Here is a 17927-nt window from a genome sequence, read left to right as displayed (position 1 = left end):
GACGGACCGTCCACCCGGGGCTCCGACCTCAGGCCACGGCGTCAGGCCCAAGTCTCCGCGTGGGTGGCGGTGCCGTTGGGGGCGATCAGCTCGGTGACGACGTCCTCGGCGTCGGCGTCCAGCGGCTCGAACGGCGACTCGGGTACGACGTACGCGCGGGCGCCGGCCACCATCTCGATACCGGGCAGCTCGAACCACGCCTCGCCGACCTCGCGGCTGATCTCGTAGATCGCCTGCTCGGCCGAGTCCACCGGCTCCGGCTCGCCGCCCTCGTCCAGCTCGGCCGGGTGCCGCTGCTGCGCGGCCCGGCCGGCCTCGAGCAGCGCGTCCAGGTCGACCACGCGCAGGTCGAACCGGGACACGACGCTGAGCACGTGGTCCTCCTCGACCTCGTCGTCCTCGTCGTCGGCGCCGTCCTCCAGCAGCAGCGGCGCCGTACCGGTGTGCTCGAAGACGGCGTCGTTCCAGCCCTCGACCAGTTCCTCGAGCGCGGCGTTCTGCTCGTAGAGCGCGGCCTGCTCCTCGTCGCCGGTCATCGCGAGCAGGGCGTCGGTGTGGGCCTGGAGACGCTCCGCCAGCCGGCGGCTCGCCTCGGCCAGCGCCTCCCGGGTCTGCGCAGAGAAGAACTGCTCGGTCGGGGCAGCGATGTCCAATTCGGTCACTGGGTGTTCTTTCCTTCGTCTGTGGGCCGTGATTGCCACGCGTAAGTATGCGGACTCCCGGCGTCAGCGCGAAGTCGTGTCCGGAATGAGTGCCCGTGAGAACGCCGTGAGAGCTCGCGCGGCCGGTGTGAGAGGCCTGTGAGAACACTCCTGACCGGGCAGCGAGCGGTGTGCAGTGGGCTCATGAGCACTTCGTCCGTGAGGCAGGACCGTCATGGCTGACGTCATCTACCTCACCGTCACCGTCGTCGTCTTCGCGGCCGTCTGGTTCGCACTGCGTGGAGTGGAGAAGTTGTGAGCGCCGAAAACATCGCCGGCCTGGTCGTGGCGGCGGCGCTGGTCCTCTATCTCGTCGCCGCGCTGATCTTCCCCGAGAGGTTCTGATGTCCGACACCGTCGCCGGCCTGCTCCAGGTCGGCCTCCTGATCGCGCTCCTGGCTGCCGTGTACCTGCCGTTGGGCGGCTACATGGCCCGCGTGTTCACGTCCGGCAAGGACCTGCGGATCGAGCGCGGGGCCTACCGGCTGCTCGGGGTCGACTCGAAGGCCGACCAGACCTGGGCCGTCTACGCCCGGTCGCTGATCGCGTTCTCCGCGGTCGGCCTCGTCCTGCTGTACCTGCTCCAGCGCCTGCAGTCCTCTCTGCCGCTGTCGCTCGGCCTGCCCAACGTCGAGTCCGGCCTGGCCTTCAACACCGCGGCGTCGTTCGTCGCGAACACCAACTGGCAGTCGTACTCGCCCGAGGCGACGATGGGCCACCTGGTCCAGTTCGCCGGCCTCGCGGTGCAGAACTTCCTGTCCGCCGCGGTCGGCATCTCGGTGGCGATCGCGGTCATCCGCGGCTTCGCTCGCTCGAAGACCGACCGGCTGGGCAACTTCTGGGTCGACCTGACCCGTACGACGGTGCGCATCCTGCTGCCGATCGCGATCGTCGGCACCCTGGTGCTGGTCGCGACCGGCGTCGTCCAGAACTTCTCCGGCGGGCACGAGGTCACCTCGGTGGCCGGCCAGACCCAGACGATCCCTGGCGGCCCGGTGGCCAGCCAGGAAGTGATCAAGGAACTGGGCACGAACGGCGGCGGCTTCTACAACGCGAACTCCGCGCACCCGTTCGAGAACCCGAACCCGCTGGCCAACCTCTTCGAGATCTTCCTCCTGCTGCTGATCCCGGTCTGCATCACCCGCACCTTCGGCCTGATGGTCGGCGACAAGCGGCAGGGCTACGCGATCCTCGGCGTGATGGGCACGCTGTGGGCCGCCTTCACCTTCTCCGCCACCTTCTTCGAGACCCAGGGCGCCGGGACGGCGACCCAGGCGGCCGGCGCCGCGATGGAAGGCAAGGAGACCCGCTTCGGCGAATGGGCCTCGGCCCTGTTCGCGTCCTCCACCACCGGTACGTCGACCGGCGCGGTGAACTCGGCGCACGACTCGTTCACCCCCCTCGGCGGCGGTACGGCGCTCTTCCACATGATGCTCGGCGAGGTGACTCCCGGCGGCGTCGGATCCGGTCTGTACGGCATGCTCGTGCTCGCGGTGCTGGCCGTGTTCGTGGCCGGCCTGATGGTCGGCCGGACCCCGGAGTACCTGAAGAAGAAGATCACCGCGCGCGAGATGAAGCTGGTCTCGCTCTACATCCTGACCACGCCGACGCTGGTGCTGGCCGGCGCGTCGATCGCGATGGGCCTGGCAACGGCCCGGGCGTCGATCTTCAACACCGACAGTCCGCACGGCTTCTCCGAGGTGCTGTACGCGTTCACCTCGGCCGGCAACAACAACGGCAGCGCGTTCGGCGGGATCAGCGCGAACATCCCCTTCTACAACACCGCTCTCGGAATCGTGATGCTGCTCGGCCGGTTCGTGCCGATCGTGCTCGTGCTGGCGCTGGCCGGCTCGTTCGCCCGGCAGCAGCCGGTGCCGGTGACCCAGGGCACGCTGCCCACCCACAAGGCCTTGTTCGTGTCGCTGCTGATCGGCGTCGTCCTGATCGTCACCGGCCTGACCTACTTCCCCGCACTCACTCTCGGACCCCTCGCGGAGGGACTGTGACCACGCTGTCGAAGCCGCCCGCACCACAGCAGGCGGCTGTATCCAAGAAGGCCTCCTCGGGTCTGTTCGACCCGAAGATGCTGCTCACCTCGCTCCCGGACGCGCTGCGCAAGCTGGATCCGCGGGTGATGGTGAAGAACCCGGTGATGTTCGTCGTCGAGGTCGGCGCCGTCGCCGCGACGATCCTCGCGATCACCGACTCCAGCGTGTTCGTCTGGTGGATCGTGGTCTGGCTCTGGCTGACCGTCGTGTTCGCCAACCTGGCCGAGGCGGTCGCCGAGGGCCGGGGCAAGGCGCAGGCGGAGACGCTGCGGCGGGCCAAGACCGAGACCACCGCCCGCCGGCTGACCGCCGACGGCGCCGAGGAGGAGGTGCCGGCCACCGCACTGACGCTCGGTGACCTGGTGGTCGTCGAGGCGGGTCAGATCATCCCCGGGGACGGCGACGTCGTCGAGGGCGTGGCCAGCGTCGACGAGTCGGCGATCACCGGCGAGTCCGCGCCGGTCATCCGCGAGTCCGGCGGTGACCGGAGCGCGGTCACCGGCGGCACGAAGGTGCTGTCGGACCGGATCGTCGTGAAGATCACCACCAAGCCCGGCGAGAGCTTCATCGACCGGATGATCGCCCTGGTCGAGGGCGCCTCCCGGCAGAAGACGCCGAACGAGATCGCGCTGAACATCCTGCTGGCCAGCCTGACCATCGTCTTCCTGGTCGCCACGGTGACGTTGCCGACGTTCGCGGCGTACGCGAACACCGACCTGAGCATCGTCGTCCTGGTCGCACTGCTGGTCTGCCTGATCCCGACTACGATCGGCGCGTTGCTATCCGCGATCGGGATCGCCGGTATGGACCGCTTGGTGCAGCGCAACGTGCTGGCGATGTCCGGTCGTGCGGTCGAGGCCGCGGGTGACGTGAACACGCTGCTGCTGGACAAGACCGGCACCATCACGCTGGGGAACCGGCAGGCGGCCGAGTTTGTCCCGGTCGACGGCGTCACGGACACCGAGCTCGCGGACGCGGCGCAGCTGTCCAGCCTGGCCGACGAGACCCCCGAGGGGCGGTCGGTCGTCGTCCTCGCGAAGACCGGGTACGGGTTGCGCGAGCGGACCACCGGAGAGTTGCCGCACGCAACGTTCGTGGAGTTCACCGCGCAGACCCGGATGAGCGGCGTGGACGTGGACGGCCGGCAGATCCGCAAGGGTGCGGCCGGTGCCGTGAACACCTGGATCCAACGGCAGGGCGGAACGGCGGACCCGAAGCTGGGCGAGCTGGTCGACGGCATCTCGGCCTCGGGCGGTACGCCGCTGGTCGTCGCCGAGAGCGTGGACGGCAAGGCCCGGGCACTCGGCGTGGTCCACCTCAAGGACGTGGTCAAGGAAGGCATGCGCGAGCGGTTCGACCACATGCGCGCGATGGGCATCCGGACGGTGATGATCACCGGTGACAACCCGCTGACCGCGAAGGCGATCGCGGACGAGGCCGGGGTCGACGACTTCCTGGCCGAGGCGACGCCCGAGGACAAGATGGCGCTGATCAAGAAGGAGCAGGAGGGCGGCCGCCTGGTCGCGATGACCGGTGACGGCACCAACGACGCGCCCGCGCTCGCGCAGGCCGACGTCGGCGTCGCGATGAACTCCGGGACGTCGGCCGCGAAGGAGGCCGGCAACATGGTCGACCTCGACTCCAACCCGACCAAGCTGATCGAGATCGTCGAGATCGGCAAGCAGTTGCTGATCACCCGCGGCTCGCTGACCACGTTCTCGATCGCGAACGACGTGGCCAAGTACTTCGCGATCCTGCCGGCGTTGTTCGCGGCGGCGTACCCAGGCTTGGACAAGCTGAACATCATGGGACTGCACTCGCCGGAGTCGGCGATCGTGTCGGCCATCGTGTTCAACGCGCTCGTGATCGTGGCGCTGGTCCCGCTGGCGCTGCGCGGAGTGCGGTACAAGCCGTCCTCGGCGTCGGCGATGCTGCGCCGCAACCTGCTGGTGTACGGCGCCGGCGGCCTGATCACCCCGTTCGTCGGGATCAAACTCCTGGACCTGGTGATCTCGCTGATCCCGGGCATCCGCTGAAAGGTAAGTGTCAATGGCAAGCAGTATTCGTCAGTTCGGAGTGGCGGTCCGGGTGCTCGTGCTCTTCACCGCCGTCCTCGGGATCCTCTACCCGCTGACCATGACCGGGGTGGCGCAGGTGCTGTTCCCGGACCAGGCGAACGGCTCCGTCGTCACCGTGCAGGGCAAGGAGGTCGGGTCCAGCCTGATCGGACAGCAGTACGGCGACGAATGGTTCCAGACGCGGCCGTCGGCCGTGGACTACGACGGGAAGGGGAGCGCGGCCTCGCAGTACGGGCCGAACAACCCCGAGCTGGTCAACCTGATCGCGGAGCGTCGCCAGGCGGTGGCGGAGCTGGAGGGCGTCGATCCCGCCCAGGTCCCGCCGGACGCGCTGACGGCCAGTGGCAGCGGCCTCGACCCGCACATCAGCCCGGCGTACGCCGCTCTGCAAGTGAACCGGGTCGCCCGCGCACAGGGCCGACCCGTGGCCGAGGTCCAGCGGCTGGTGCAGGAGAACACCGACGGGCGCACCCTCGGGTTCCTCGGTGAGCCCCGGGTGAACGTGGTCAGCCTGAACGCCGCGCTCGCCGCGCTCTGAGAGCATGGAAGCATGAGCGCGCGCGGGCATCTGCGGATCTACCTGGGTGCCGCGCCCGGCGTCGGGAAGACCTACAAGATGCTGGGCGAGGCGCAGCGACGGCTGGCCCGCGGCACCGACGTGGTGGTCGGATTCGTCGAGACCCACGGGCGGGAGCGGACGGCCGAGATGCTGGCCGGCCTGGAGGTGGTGCCCCGGCGGATCCTCGACTACCGCGGCGCCAGCTTCACCGAGATGGATCTGGACGCCGTCCTGGCCCGCCGGCCCGATGTCGCCCTGGTCGACGAGCTGGCGCACACCAACGTTCCGGGCAGCCGGAACGAGAAGCGCTGGCAGGACATCGAGGAGCTGCTGGCGGCCGGGATCGACGTGATCTCCACGGTCAACGTCCAGCACCTGGAGTCGATCAACGACGTGGTCGAGAAGATCACCGGCGTACCCCAGCAGGAGACCGTGCCGGACCGGGTGGTCCGGGCGGCCGACCAGATCGAGCTCGTCGACATGACCCCGGAGGCGTTGCGCCGCCGGATGGCGCACGGCAACGTGTACGCGGCCGACAAGATCGACGCTGCCCTGGGCAACTACTTCCGGGTCGGCAACCTGTCCGCGCTGCGTGAGCTCGCGCTGCTGTGGCTCGCGGACCGGGTGGACGCCGGTCTGCAGCAGTACCGCGCCCAGCACGACATCGACTCGACCTGGGAGGCCCGCGAGCGGGTGGTCGTCGCGCTCACCGGAGGCCCCGAGGGCGAGACACTGATCCGTCGGGCGGCCCGGATCGCCGCCCGGTCCTCGGGTGGCGACCTGCTCGCCGTTCACGTCGCCCGCTCCGACGGCCTGACCGGTGCCGACCCGACCCGGCTGGCCGAGCAGCGGACCCTGGTCGAGAGCCTCGGCGGCAGCTACCACCAGGTGGTCGGTGACGACGTACCGGCCGCGCTGCTGTCCTTCGCCCGGGCGGAGAACGCGACCCAGCTGGTGCTCGGCGGTTCGCGCCGGTCGCGGCTGTCCTCGATGCTCACCGGCCCCGGGATCGGCTCCACCACGATCCGGGACTCGGGCGACATCGACGTACACATCGTCACCCACGCACAGATGGGCCGCGGCCGGCTGCCCAGGTTGCGCGGCAGCCTGTCCCGGCGGCGCAAGATCCAGGGGTTCGTGCTGGCGGTCGTGCTGCCGCCTCTGCTCGCGCTCCTGCTCGAGGTCGGTGGCGACCATCTGAACTTCACCAGCAACGTGCTCGCGTTCCTGCTGGGTGTGGTCGTGGTGGCCCTCGTCGGAGGGCTCTGGCCGGCGTTGTTGACCGCGGTCGGCGGCACCGTCGTACTGAACTACTTCTTCACTCCGCCGACGCGGACGTTCACGATCGCCGAGATCAACAACGCGCTCGCGTTGGCCATCTTCGTGCTGGTCGCGGCGCTCGTGAGCTCGGTGGTCGACCGGGCGGCCAGACGCACCAGACAGGCGGCCCGGGCGGCCGCGGAGTCGGAGACCCTGGCCACGCTGGCCGGCACGGTCCTGCGTGGCGAGACCGCGCTGCCCGCGCTCCTCGAACGCGTGCGAGAGGCTTTCGGGATGACCGGCGCGGTGCTGATGGAACGGGTCGACGACGACACGATGACCGACGTCTGGCGGCCCCTCGCCTCGGCCGGTACGCCGACCTGCGTCCGGCCCGAGGGCGGCGACGCGGTGATCCCCGGCCGGGACAACCTGGTCCTCGTCCTGCAGGGTCACCAGTTGGCCGCGGACGAGCGCCGGCTGGTCGGGGCGTTCGCGGCGCATGCGGTCGCCCTCGTGGACAAGGCCCGGCTGAGCGAGGCTGCCGCCGAGGCCAAGCCGCTGGCCGAGGCCGACAGGCTGCGGACGGCGTTGCTCCGGGCCGTCGGCCATGATCTCCGGTCGCCGCTGGCGTCGGCGAAGGCGTCGGTCACCAGCCTGCGCAGCGACGACGTGGACTGGAGCGAGTCCGAGCGGGCGGAGCTGCTGGAGACCGCGGACGAGTCGCTCGACCGGTTGTCGCGACTCGTGGACAACCTGCTCGACCTGAGCCGGCTGCAGGCCGGAGTACTGCCCGTCTTCCCCCGGCCGATGGCGGTGGACGAGGTGATCCCCGGCGTACTGGCCGAGCTCGGGGACGACGGCGACCGCGTGAGTGTGGACATCCCGCACACGCTGCCGCTGGTGGAGGCGGACCCGGCGCTGCTGGAGCGGGTGATCGCCAACCTGCTCGCGAACGCGGTCCGATACTCGCCGGCCGAGCGGCCGCCGCTGGTGACCGGGAGCGTGTTGGGCGACACGGTGGAGATCCGGGTGATCGACCGCGGGCCGGGGATCCCGCGCGCAGACCTGGACCGGGTGTTCGCGCCGTTCCAGCGACTCGGGGACACCGACAACACGGTCGGGGTCGGGCTCGGGCTGGCGCTGGCACGCGGTCTGGCCGAGGCGATGAACGGGACGCTGCAGCCGGAGGACACTCCCGGCGGTGGGCTGACGATGGTGGTTGCGCTCCCGGCCTCGCCACTGCGTGCGGCCGACGCACCGGTTCCGGGCGCCAGAGAGCGGTCGGGGGCACAGGGGCTCGAGGCGACGCGGCCGGAGGCGCGGGAGTGACCAGAGTCCTCGTGGTCGACGACGAGCCGCAGATCGTGCGCGCGCTGCAGATCAACCTGCGGGCCCGCGGCTACGAGGTGCATCTGGCCGGGTCCGGGACGGCGGCGTTGAAGGTGGCCGCACAACACCCGCCGGAGCTGGTGATCCTCGACCTCGGCCTGCCGGACTTCGACGGTGTCGACGTGATCCGCGGGCTGCGCGGCTGGACCGAGGCGCCGATCCTGGTGCTGTCGGGGCGGACCGACCAGACCGACAAGGTCGAGGCGCTCGACGCCGGCGCGGACGACTACGTGACCAAACCGTTCGGGATCGACGAGTTGCTCGCCCGGATGCGCGCCGTACTGCGTCGCGCCAGCAGCACCCAGGACCAGCCGGTGGTGACCGTCGGCGGCGCGACCGTCGACCTGGCGGCCAAGCGGGTCACGCTGGCCTCCGGCGAGGACGTCCGGCTCACGCCGACCGAGTGGCACCTGCTCGAAGTACTCGTCCGGCACCCGGGCAAGTTGATGTCGCAACGCCAGTTACTAACTGAGGTGTGGGGCCCCGGCTACGAGAACGCCGGCGGCAACTTGCGCTTCTACATGGGCCAGCTCCGCCGCAAGCTCGAGCCGGACCCGGCCCGCCCCAAGCACCTGCTGACCGAACCAGGGATGGGCTACCGCTTCGAGCCCTGAGCCCGATGTCTGTTTCGTTCAAGACACTGTCGGCGGGGTGCGCCAAGGTGGGGGCATGGACATCTTCAGCGCAGGTCGGGATTTCATGCGGCGGGAGGGGCGGCTGGTGGAGAGCCGGCTGTTCGCCACGGTCTTCGAGGGTGCCGACGCCGGCGGCGTCGTGGACGCGCTCCGCGGCTACCAGAACGCGGACGGTGGCTTCGGCCACGGGCTGGAGCCGGACAAACGCTGCCCGGACAGTCTCCCGCTGGACGTGCAGGTCGCCTTCAACACCCTGCTCGCCGCCGGGGCTCGGGACGACGAGCTGATCCGGCGGGCCGTCGACTGGCTCGACTCGATCGCCACCGCGGACGGTGCGGTCCCGCTGTGCGGCCCCGCGATCGAGGGCTACCCGCGGGCCGAGCACATGAGCGAGTGGACGTACGAGCCCAGCCTCAACCCGACGGCCGGCCTGGTCGGTCAGCTGTACCGCTTCGGCTTCGAGCACCCGTGGCGGGACAAGGCCGCCGCCTGGTGCGCGGCCGAGCTCGCGAAGGGCTTACCGGACGACGCGCACGGCACGCACGTGGCGATGGAGTTCCTCGAGCACACCGACGACGTGGACCTCGACAGGGTCCGCGACTGGCTGCCCAAGCTCAAGTACTTCCGCGCCGACGCGTCCGACCCCGAGTACGGCGTGACGCCGCTGCACCTCGCGCCGACACCGGACAGCTCCTGGCGCCCGCTCTTCGACGACGCCCAGCTCGAGGCACACCTCGACCGCCTGATCGCCGACCAGCAGTCCGACGGCGGCTGGGCGCTCACCTGGGAACCGCCGGGCACCAGCTCGACCCTCGCCTACCGAGGCATCGTCACCGTCGGCGCCCTGCGGACCCTCAAGGCCTACAACCGTCTCTAGCCGGACTCGGCGGGATGCTCGACCTGGCGGTCGCCCCACTGCGTGAGCAGACCGCGGGCGATCTCCAGGTCCTCCCGCAGCGACCGGTCGGTCAGATCGTCCGGCAGTGCGGCCAGCGCGTCGGCGAGCCACGGCCCGACCGCGGCCGGCGCGAGATCGTCCGGTGACAGTCCGGCCAGGCGGATCGCCCGTACTGCGGTGACCAGCTCACTGGCGAGCACCTCACGCAGGGCGTCGAGCAGCTGAGCCGTCAGTACGGCGGCCTGGGGCGCGAAGCTGGCGTGGTGTTCGGCACCGCGGGACAGGGTCGCCGTGCCGAGGGTCGCGGGTTGCGCCGACGAACGGACCGCGGCCAGCGCGTCGTGGGCGACGTACTCGATCATCATCACGCCCGAGCTCGCGGCCGCACCGCTCGCGAGGAACTGGCTCAACCCGGTGTACTCCGAGTCGACCAGGTTCGCGACCCGGGACGTCGACAGGGTGGCCACGCTGTGCAGGCTCAGCCGGAGCGAGTCGAGGGCGAGGGCGATCGGCATCGCGTGCCAGTTGCCGTTGTGCAGCACGGTGTCGCCGGCCACCAGCGGGTTCTCCGCGGAGGCGTTGATGTCGATCCGCAGACTGTTGCCCAGGGCCTCCACATGGTCGACGGCCGGGCCGAGAACCTGCGCGAACGCGCGCAGTCCGAACGGGTCCTGGACCCGGGCCGGCGGGATCGGCAGGTCGTCGAGCAGCCCACGCATCCGGCGCGCGACCCGGACCTGACCCGGCTGCGGACGAGCCTCCTGCACGCGAACGTCGTACACCTCGGCGTTGCCGCGCAGCGCGACGTGCGACAACGCCCCGACGAGTGGTACGACGTTGATCAGCGTGGCGGCCTCGACGTACGCGAGGCAGCACTCGGCCAGGGTGACCGCGTTGCTGGACAGCAACGGCAGCGCACTGGTGCCGTCGATGACGTTGCCGAGGACGAGGCCCAGCTCGGCCAGCGGCCCGAGGTCACCGGTCCCGATGGCTCCGCCGCGGTGCAGGTCGGGCAGGACGTCGTCGTTGAGCAGGGCAACGATCGCGTCGGCGACCTCGGGCGCGAGCCCCGATCCGCCGGCGGCGAGCTGGTTGACCCGGATCAGCAGCCCGAGCCGGACCACGTCCCTCGGGTACGACGTCGTCCCGGTGGTCGAGTGTGATCCGAGCAGCCGGGCGCCGTGCTCGGGGTCCGCGGTCAGGACGTCACGGTTGGCGCCGACCCCGGTCGTCCGCCCGTACACCGGCCGCCGTCGGGCCACCTCGGCCACCACGGCCGCCGACTCGCTCATCCGCTTCCGGGCGTCGTCGCTCAGCCGCACCGCGGTCCGCCGCTGACCCAACGCGACGGCCTCCAGCGGCGTCAGTCCCGCCCCGGAAAGCTCCACCGGTTCCACAGCCATAGTGTGCGACCTCACCCCCACCCCTGGCGCCCCCCGCGCAGCCCTCGCTGTCTCGGATCCCAGACACTCATGCCTACCGGTCCATGTCGGCGATCGGGGCTGTGAACAGCAAATCGGGGCCTGGAACAGGACATAACCTGTTCCAGGCCCCGAGAGCTTGTGGCCGGCCCCGGCGAACTACGACTTGCCGTAGCGCTTCTTGAACTTCTCGACCCGGCCCTGGGTGTCCATCACGCGCTGCTGGCCCGTGTAGAACGGGTGCGTCGCGGACGAGATCTCGACGTCGACGACCGGGTAGGTGTTCCCGTCGTGCCAGACGACGGTCTCGGTGCTCTCGCGCGTCGAACCGGTCAGGAAGCTGAAGTCGCCGGACTTGTCCCGGAACACGACCCGCCGGTAGTCGGGGTGGATGTCCTTCTTCATGCTGCCGTACTTCCTTCCAGATAAGGGGCGAACGGGTCGGTCAGGGGATGAACCGCTTCGTCCGCACGTAGGACACAACCGTCGAGGCGGTCCCGTAATTCCCGCACGTCCAGACCGACCCCGGTGAAGGACAGGTACGACGCCCGGTCGCCGTGCTCGGGGTGCCACTCGAGGGCCGACCGGGCCTGGTGCTGCTGCCCGACCCCGGCCCACCGGTCCGCCGGGAGATCGGCCAGCCACGGCCCGAGGACGCCGACGGTGACGTTGGTCCCGAAGCTGTCCCAGCTGAGCCGGTTGCGGTGCTGGGTCGCGATCCACAGCGTCCCGCGCCCGCGCGCCGTTCCGCTGACCAAGTCCTCCAGGGCGTCGTACAGCCGCTCGGGATGGAACGGGCGGTCCGACTGCCAGACGAGCGTCCGCACCGGCCCGTCCTCGATGGGTGCACTGATCGAGCCGGGCTCTGTCCAGGTCTCGGCCGCGTCCGGGTCGTGCCGTCGTACGCCGAGCAGGCCGGCGGGTGTGGTGCGAACGAGCAGTTGCGGGTTGATCGCCCGGACCAAGGCCCGGACCGTTTCGTCGTCGCCGCTCAGGACGGCCGCGTTCGCGTACTCGAGCTGCCGGGCGACCACCTCGGCGATCGCCCGGCCGTCCTCGGCGGCGGTCGCGATGCCGCGGTCCCTGATCAGTACGTCGCCGGTCAGGTCGTCGACCACGTTGCCGGTGTCGATCGTGGTCACGACCGTGTCGGTGCGCAGCTCCTCGGGTGCCTCGCGGGCGATCTCCTGGGCCAGCGCCTTCGTGTCGCCGGCTCCAGGGACCGAGACGATCGCGGCGTCGTACCGCTCGACGGCGGCGATGCTGACGAGCAGGGCGACCAGCGAACCGCGCATCGCGCAGGACACGCACGGGTGGTCCATCCGGATCACCTCGCGGTCGATCACGCCCTCGGTCGTCCGCGCGATCCGGACGACCGAGCCGTCGGTGAGGCCGCTGACGTCGTACTCGACCAGGACCGCGGCCGGAGCGGCGGCGAGCAGCTCGCCCGCGACGGCGGCGCGGAACGGCTCGTCGACACCGGTCAGCAAGGTCACCGGTAGCATCGGCACTCCCGTTTTATTGAAAATGATTACCAGTACAAGCTACACTCCGGAACGGAATACCGGCCACCCGGCCCGCGTTCTGCTGAGCGAGGGTCACCCGCCAGGTGATCCAGGAAAGGACAGTATGGCCAAGCGCAACGACCTCCGCCCGATCGTCAAGCTCCGCAGTACGGCGGGCACCGGCTTCACCTACATCACCCGGAAGAACCGGCGGAACAACCCCGACCGCCTTCTGATGCGCAAGTACGACCCGGCGATCCGCCAGCACGTGGACTTCCGCGAAGAGCGCTGATGGCGAAGACGTTTCGGCGCGGGCCGTCGTCTGTCTAGCCGTCCAGGGACATCCAGAAGCGGATGCGGTGGTCCTCGACGAAGTTGGTTCGGGTGGTGCCGGTCTGGTTGAGGGACTGGATCGTCCGGTCATGCGGGGTGGTGCGCGGCCACGGAGTGGTGCCGGTCTTCGCGAAGCCGGCCCAGCTAGCGATCAGTTCGTCGGAGTACTGCGGGTGCGGCGGGTCGAACACGGCCAGGTCGAAGAAGTACGCGACATCGCTCAGGTGGTGGGAGCCGACCGGCCAGGCCGGCTTGTCCGCTCCGACGTACCACGGGGCCTCCCCGGCAAACTCGACGGCGTACGTCGGCATGCGCGTGGACAGCAGGCGGTTGGTCCTCGCCGCCGGCGTCGACCACTGCGCGTCGGTCATCACGGTGGCCAGGGCGCGACCGGCCGGGCGTACGTCGGCGTACTCCGTGAGCACGCGGTCGGCGTCCGGGCCGAAGGTCTGACGGACTGTGGTCTCGTACTCGGCCTGGGTGATCGGGGTGCCGGAGAAGACCTCCTGCGCGCCGATGCGGCCGGAGTCTTCGTCGTGGTTGATCGCGTGCAGGACGGGGACGCGGTTCACCATGCGCTCGGCGGGATGGTGCGGGAGCACCGGTCCGCCGAGGACCGGGCCGAACTCGTCCGGCTCGGTCGCCGTGAGCAGCTGGTCCGCGGGGATCGCGCGAAGGCAGGCGGCGCTCGTGCAGTTGAGCCTGGTCGCGAGCTGGCGGCTGTACTCGTAGGCGACCGACCGTGGCCGCGGTGCCGCGTAGTTGGTCTCGCTGTACTTCTGTGCACACGGACCGCTCTGAATGATCGCCCGATCGAACAGGCCTGCCGCCGTCGGTGAGGCCAGGTGGTCGCAGACGCTGTACGCGCCGGCCGACTCACCCATCAGCGTGACGTTCCGCGGATCGCCCCCGAAGGCGGCCGCGTTCTTCCGGACCCAGCGCAGTGCTGCCTGCTGGTCCTCGAGCCCGTAGTTGCCCGAGCCGTGACCGAGCAACGGACTGGCGAGGAACCCGAACGCGCCGAGCCGGTACTGCACCTGTACGACGACCACATCACCCCGGTCCGCGAACCGATTCGGGCCGTACAGACTCGTCGCGCCGTACTTGAAGCTGCCGCCATGGATCCACACGATCACCGGTCGCTTCTTGCCGGCGCGGGCCGGTGTGGTCACGTCCAGGTAGAGGCAGTCCTCGTTGGCCGAGGCCACACCGACCGGGTGTTCGGCCTGCGCACAACTCCCGGCGTACTTCGTCCCATCGCGCACCCCCGACCACTTCCTCGCCGGCTGCGGTGACCGCCAGCGCTCGGGCGGGGCGGCGTACGGGATCCCCCGGAAGGTCCGCACCTCGTCCTGCACCAGCCCCCGCACCAACCCGTTCTCGGTCCGCACGACCGAGTCATCGGCAGCCGCCGGAACCACCCCCACAGCCCCCAGCGCCAACGCCCCCACCACAGCAGCCAACCCACGAACCACGATGCTCCTCCAGAACTCGACGGAGCCTCAACCCTCCCGCCCACCCACCTCCAGAACAGTCACCCCACACCCCCTGTTCCGGTGGTGCTAGGTCCACTCCTGATCAGCCGTGGAGGCGGCGGGTGAGGGCGGTGGCGGCTTGGCGGGTTCGGTGGGCGAGGAGGCGGCGTTCGGGTGGGGGTACGGCGTCGGTGCGGAAGGTGACGCTGATGGCGGCGACCGGATGGCCGGCGTGGTCGACGGCGGCGCTGGCGACGGACGAGACGCCGGGAGTGATGTAGGAGTCCTCGACCGCGAAGCCTTGGCGTTTCTCGTCGGCCAGCAACCGGCGCAGTTGCGTCAACGTCTGCGGTCCGTGGTCGGTCCGCCGTACGAAACTCTCCGGACCCGGAAAGAGTGCCCGCACCTGCGCCGCCGGCAGCTCCGCCAGCAGCGCCCGCCCGGATGCGGTCAGCGTCGCGGGCAGCCGTACGCCGACGTCGGTGACGAGCGTGACCGGCCGCGGCGGCTGCTCCTTCAGCAGGTAGACGAGCTCCCGCCCGTGCAGTACGCCGAGGTGCGCGGTCTGACCCACCTCCGCGACCAACTGGGCGAGCAGCGGCCGGGCGAGCCGCTCCAGCGGATCGTGCCGCAGGTACGCCGACCCGATCTCGAACGCGGCCACCCCGAGCCCGTACCGCTTCTCCTCCGGCAGGTGCACGACGAAGCCCTCGTCGATCATTGCCCGCAGCAAGTGGTACGTCGACGAGCGCGGCAGGCCGACCGCGGAGGCGATGCGCTCCATCGGCACCGGTCCGGGCTGGGTGGCCAGGAACGTCAGTACCCGCAGCGTGCGGGTCGAGGCGGGAACGTTGCCGCTCACAACGGCAGCGTAGCCGCGATATCTCAGATTCCGGACGATTCCCGCGACCGGGCGCGGCCGCGCCGCAACCAGAGCCGGACGCCTTCGCCGGCCAGCGCCACTCCGAACAGTCCGCCGGCCACCAGCCAGTCGACGTCCTGGTCGTCGCCGGACAGCATGATCCCCACGGCCAGCGAGAGCGCCGCGAAGAACGCGAGCGTGAAGAAGAGACGCATCAGAGGGTTTTCTCCGCGGTATAGGCGGCCGACGACACCTGGTAGCCGAGCCATGTGTTGACTGCCAGCATCGGCGCGTTCCCCGCGTCGTTGCCGGTGTACGCGTGCGCGAAGCCCGCGTCCCGGGCGCGTGCGAGAGCGGCCGACTTCACCACCTTCGCAAGCCCGCGGCCGCGGTGTGCCGGGATCGTGCCGGTCAGGTTGGACCAGATCACCCGCCGCTCCGGGTCGGCCGTGGTGATCACGAACGACGCGACCAGGTCACCGTCGAGCACCGCGACGCTGAGGTCGCGCCGCAGGTCCGGGTGACCCCAGTCGGTGGCCAGCCATTCGTCGTACGGCGGCGCGAACGACAACCCACTCGGGTCGCCCTTGGCAACCGCGACGACCGCCTGCCACACCTGCTCGGGATCCACCTGGTCGAAGTCGACGACGCGCAGACCCTCGGGTGGCGCGACCGGCGACGGTACGGCGCTCAGGTCGGCCCGGGAATGGCTCATCCGGCGACCGATCGTGAACCCGCGCCGGGTCGCGAACGCCTTCGACTCGTCGCTGTCCTCGACCACGACCAGCAGACTGGCCGCCCCGGCCTTCACCGCTTCCGCGATGATCGCGTCGGCCAGCGCACCGCCGATGCCGCGCCTGCGCAGCGCGGGCGGCACCTGGACGGAGATCCGCACCCGCGGCGACCGTTCGCCGGGATCGGGCAGGAAGACGTTGCCGTAGCCGACGACCTCGGGACCGTCGACGGCGACGAGCGCGATGCGGCGCGTGCTGTTGCGCAGCTCGGCCTCGATCCCGCGGGCCGTCTTCACCAGTTGCGGCAGCGCGGCGGCCCAGACCCGGGCGATCCCCACCGCGTCCTCCGGCCCCGCCGTCCGGATCTCGAACACCATTCCTGAACCCTAGGTGCACACCGGGCCACGTCTCAGATCCGAGACAGAAAGTGCACGGCGCTGCTGTCGGATCACCGGGCCGCGCGGTGGAATGAACGCGTGGATGAGCAGAACGAGGTGATCGTCGGCATCGGACCGCTGCGTGCGGCCGACGTGGTGGCGGTGGCGCGGCACGGCGCCCGGGTGCGGATCGACGACCGGGCGCTCGAGGAGATCGCGAAGTCGCGGGCCGCGATCGAGGCGCTGGCCCACGCGGACACCCCGCACTACGGCGTCTCGACCGGCTTCGGCGCGCTGGCGACCCGGCACATCGCACCGGAACTGCGCGCCCAGTTGCAGCGCAGCCTGGTCCGGTCGCACGCCGCCGGCTCAGGGCCCGAGGTGGAGACCGAGGTCGTCCGCGCGCTCGCGCTGCTCCGGTTGTCGACCCTCGCGACCGGCCGCACCGGGGTCAAGGTCGAGACGGCCCAGGCGTACGCCGGCCTGCTCAACGCCGACCTGACTCCGGTGGTGCACGAGTACGGCAGCCTCGGCTGCTCCGGTGACCTCGCACCGCTGTCCCACGTCGCGCTCGCGGTGATGGGTGAAGGTTTCGTCCGTGATGCCGACGGCAACCTTCTCGACGCCGGGCAGGCGTTGGCCGACCACGGCCTGACGCCGGTCGTCCTGGCGGAAAAGGAAGGCCTCGCGCTGATCAACGGCACTGACGGCATGCTCGGCATGCTGGTGCTCGCCCTCGCCGACCTCGACCGGCTGTTCAAGACCGCCGACCTGGCGGCCGCGATGAGCGTCGAGGGCCAGTTGGGCACCGACCGGGTCTTCGCCGACGACCTGCAGGCGCTGCGGCCGCATCCGGGTCAGCGTTCTGCCGCCGCCAACCTCCGCGCAATCCTCGCCGACAGCGCGATCGTCGCCAGCCACCGCGGCCCGGAGTGCAACCGGGTCCAGGACGCGTACTCGTTGCGCTGCTCACCGCAGGTCCACGGCGCCGCCCGCGACACCGCCGCGCACGCGGCCACGGTCGCCGAGCACGAGCTGGCGGCCGCGATCGACAACCCGGTCGTGCTCCCCGACGGACGGGTCGAGTCGAACGGCAACTTCCACGGTGCACCGGTCGGCTACGTGCTCGACTTCCTCGCGATCGCTGTCGCGGACGTGGCCTCGATGAGCGAACGCCGTACCGACCGTTTCCTCGACGTCGCCCGGAACCACGGGCTGAACGCGTTCCTGGCCGACGATCCCGGGGTCGACAGTGGTCACATGATCGCGCAGTACACGCAGGCCGCGATCGTGTCCGAGCTCAAGCGGCTCGCCGTACCGGCCAGTGTGGACTCGATCCCGAGCAGCGCGATGCAGGAGGACCACGTCTCGATGGGCTGGTCGGCCGCCCGCAAGCTCCGGAAGGCGATCGACGGGCTGGAACGCGTCCTCGCCGTCGAGATCCTGACCGCCGCGCGGGCGCTCGACCTGCGCGCACCTCTCGCCCCGGCGCCGGCCACCGCCGCCGCCCTCGAGGTACTGCGGGAGCACGTCGAGGGACCGGGCACCGACCGGCACCTCGCCCCCGAGATCGAGCACTCCGTCCAGCTCGTTGCTGACGGCACCTACCTGACCGCTGTCGAGGCCGTCACCGGCCCACTCGCCTGAAAGGC

The 17927-nt window shown here is 70.5% G+C and carries 17 protein-coding genes; 9 read left to right on the top strand and 8 right to left on the bottom strand.

The annotated features are described in order from the left end of the window. Positions 1-41: 41 nt before the first annotated feature. Positions 42-662, bottom strand: a complete 621-nt coding sequence (locus tag ACQPYZ_RS34575) for a hypothetical protein (RefSeq protein WP_433163429.1) — start codon at positions 660-662, stop codon at positions 42-44. Between the two features lie 294 nt (positions 663-956). On the opposite strand from ACQPYZ_RS34575, the gene kdpF reads away from it, so the two are divergent. From kdpF to ACQPYZ_RS34540, 7 genes are all read left to right on the top strand, one after another. Beyond that, positions 957-1046 carry a K(+)-transporting ATPase subunit F gene (gene kdpF / locus ACQPYZ_RS34570; protein ID WP_130442715.1) on the top strand — a complete coding sequence of 30 codons (90 nt, stop codon included), beginning with the start codon at positions 957-959 and terminating at the stop codon, positions 1044-1046. Continuing rightward, a complete protein-coding gene (gene kdpA / locus ACQPYZ_RS34565) occupies positions 1046-2707 on the top strand; it encodes a potassium-transporting ATPase subunit KdpA (protein WP_433163427.1) in 1662 nt (553 codons plus the stop codon). Before kdpF ends, kdpA begins: the two co-directional genes overlap by 1 nt. Before the next feature lie 77 nt (positions 2708-2784). Further along, positions 2785-4785 (top strand): potassium-transporting ATPase subunit KdpB, encoded by a 2001-nt coding sequence (gene kdpB / locus ACQPYZ_RS34560; protein ID WP_433169830.1) that lies wholly within the window; start codon positions 2785-2787, stop codon positions 4783-4785. A gap of 7 nt (positions 4786-4792) precedes the next feature. Beyond that, a complete protein-coding gene (gene kdpC / locus ACQPYZ_RS34555) occupies positions 4793-5365 on the top strand; it encodes a potassium-transporting ATPase subunit KdpC (RefSeq protein WP_433163425.1) in 573 nt (190 codons plus the stop codon). 12 nt (positions 5366-5377) lie between these two features. Continuing rightward, positions 5378-7975 carry a DUF4118 domain-containing protein gene (locus ACQPYZ_RS34550; protein WP_433163423.1) on the top strand — a complete coding sequence of 866 codons (2598 nt, stop codon included), beginning with the start codon at positions 5378-5380 and terminating at the stop codon, positions 7973-7975. After that, a complete protein-coding gene (locus ACQPYZ_RS34545; RefSeq protein ID WP_433163422.1) occupies positions 7972-8649 on the top strand; it encodes a response regulator in 678 nt (225 codons plus the stop codon). The genes ACQPYZ_RS34550 and ACQPYZ_RS34545 overlap by 4 nt, the downstream gene beginning before the upstream one ends. Before the next feature lie 55 nt (positions 8650-8704). Continuing rightward, on the top strand, positions 8705-9547 hold the full coding sequence (locus ACQPYZ_RS34540) for a hypothetical protein (RefSeq protein WP_433163420.1): 843 nt from the start codon (positions 8705-8707) through the stop codon (positions 9545-9547). On the opposite strand, the gene ACQPYZ_RS34535 is transcribed toward ACQPYZ_RS34540, so the two are convergent. The 3 genes from ACQPYZ_RS34535 to ACQPYZ_RS34525 form a co-directional block, all read right to left on the bottom strand. Beyond that, on the bottom strand, positions 9544-10971 hold the full coding sequence (locus ACQPYZ_RS34535; protein ID WP_433163418.1) for an aromatic amino acid ammonia-lyase: 1428 nt from the start codon (positions 10969-10971) through the stop codon (positions 9544-9546). The two genes, ACQPYZ_RS34540 and ACQPYZ_RS34535, sit on opposite strands and share 4 nt — an antisense overlap. A gap of 177 nt (positions 10972-11148) precedes the next feature. Continuing rightward, positions 11149-11394: a type B 50S ribosomal protein L31 gene (locus ACQPYZ_RS34530; RefSeq protein ID WP_433163416.1), complete on the bottom strand. Its 246-nt coding sequence runs from the start codon at positions 11392-11394 to the stop codon at positions 11149-11151. Then, positions 11391-12494 carry a GTP-binding protein gene (locus tag ACQPYZ_RS34525; RefSeq protein WP_433163414.1) on the bottom strand — a complete coding sequence of 368 codons (1104 nt, stop codon included), beginning with the start codon at positions 12492-12494 and terminating at the stop codon, positions 11391-11393. Before ACQPYZ_RS34525 ends, ACQPYZ_RS34530 begins: the two co-directional genes overlap by 4 nt. 124 nt (positions 12495-12618) lie before the next feature. On the opposite strand from ACQPYZ_RS34525, the gene rpmG reads away from it, so the two are divergent. Continuing rightward, positions 12619-12786 carry a 50S ribosomal protein L33 gene (gene rpmG / locus ACQPYZ_RS34520; RefSeq protein ID WP_433163412.1) on the top strand — a complete coding sequence of 56 codons (168 nt, stop codon included), beginning with the start codon at positions 12619-12621 and terminating at the stop codon, positions 12784-12786. Positions 12787-12820: 34 nt separating this feature from the next. On the opposite strand, the gene ACQPYZ_RS34515 is transcribed toward rpmG, so the two are convergent. From ACQPYZ_RS34515 to ACQPYZ_RS34500, 4 genes are all read right to left on the bottom strand, one after another. Further along, positions 12821-14218 carry a carboxylesterase/lipase family protein gene (locus ACQPYZ_RS34515; protein WP_433163410.1) on the bottom strand — a complete coding sequence of 466 codons (1398 nt, stop codon included), beginning with the start codon at positions 14216-14218 and terminating at the stop codon, positions 12821-12823. Between the two features lie 187 nt (positions 14219-14405). Further along, the gene (locus ACQPYZ_RS34510) at positions 14406-15164 is read right to left on the bottom strand and encodes an IclR family transcriptional regulator (RefSeq protein ID WP_433163408.1); all 759 of its coding nucleotides are present in this window, start codon (positions 15162-15164) and stop codon (positions 14406-14408) included. 23 nt (positions 15165-15187) lie between these two features. After that, a complete protein-coding gene (locus ACQPYZ_RS34505; RefSeq protein ID WP_433163406.1) occupies positions 15188-15379 on the bottom strand; it encodes a hypothetical protein in 192 nt (63 codons plus the stop codon). Then, positions 15379-16275: an N-acetyltransferase family protein gene (locus ACQPYZ_RS34500; RefSeq protein ID WP_433163404.1), complete on the bottom strand. Its 897-nt coding sequence runs from the start codon at positions 16273-16275 to the stop codon at positions 15379-15381. The genes ACQPYZ_RS34505 and ACQPYZ_RS34500 overlap by 1 nt, the downstream gene beginning before the upstream one ends. 99 nt (positions 16276-16374) lie before the next feature. Here ACQPYZ_RS34500 and hutH point away from each other — a divergent pair, with 99 nt between their 5' ends. Next, a complete protein-coding gene (gene hutH, locus ACQPYZ_RS34495; protein WP_433163402.1) occupies positions 16375-17922 on the top strand; it encodes a histidine ammonia-lyase in 1548 nt (515 codons plus the stop codon). The last annotated feature ends 5 nt before the right edge of the window (positions 17923-17927 follow it).

The sequence above is a fragment of the Kribbella sp. CA-247076 genome, from assembly GCF_050942445.1.
Taxonomy (GTDB): domain Bacteria; phylum Actinomycetota; class Actinomycetes; order Propionibacteriales; family Kribbellaceae; genus Kribbella.
Note: the sequence above shows the minus strand (reverse complement) of the source record. Positions and strands in the feature narration are given on the sequence as shown.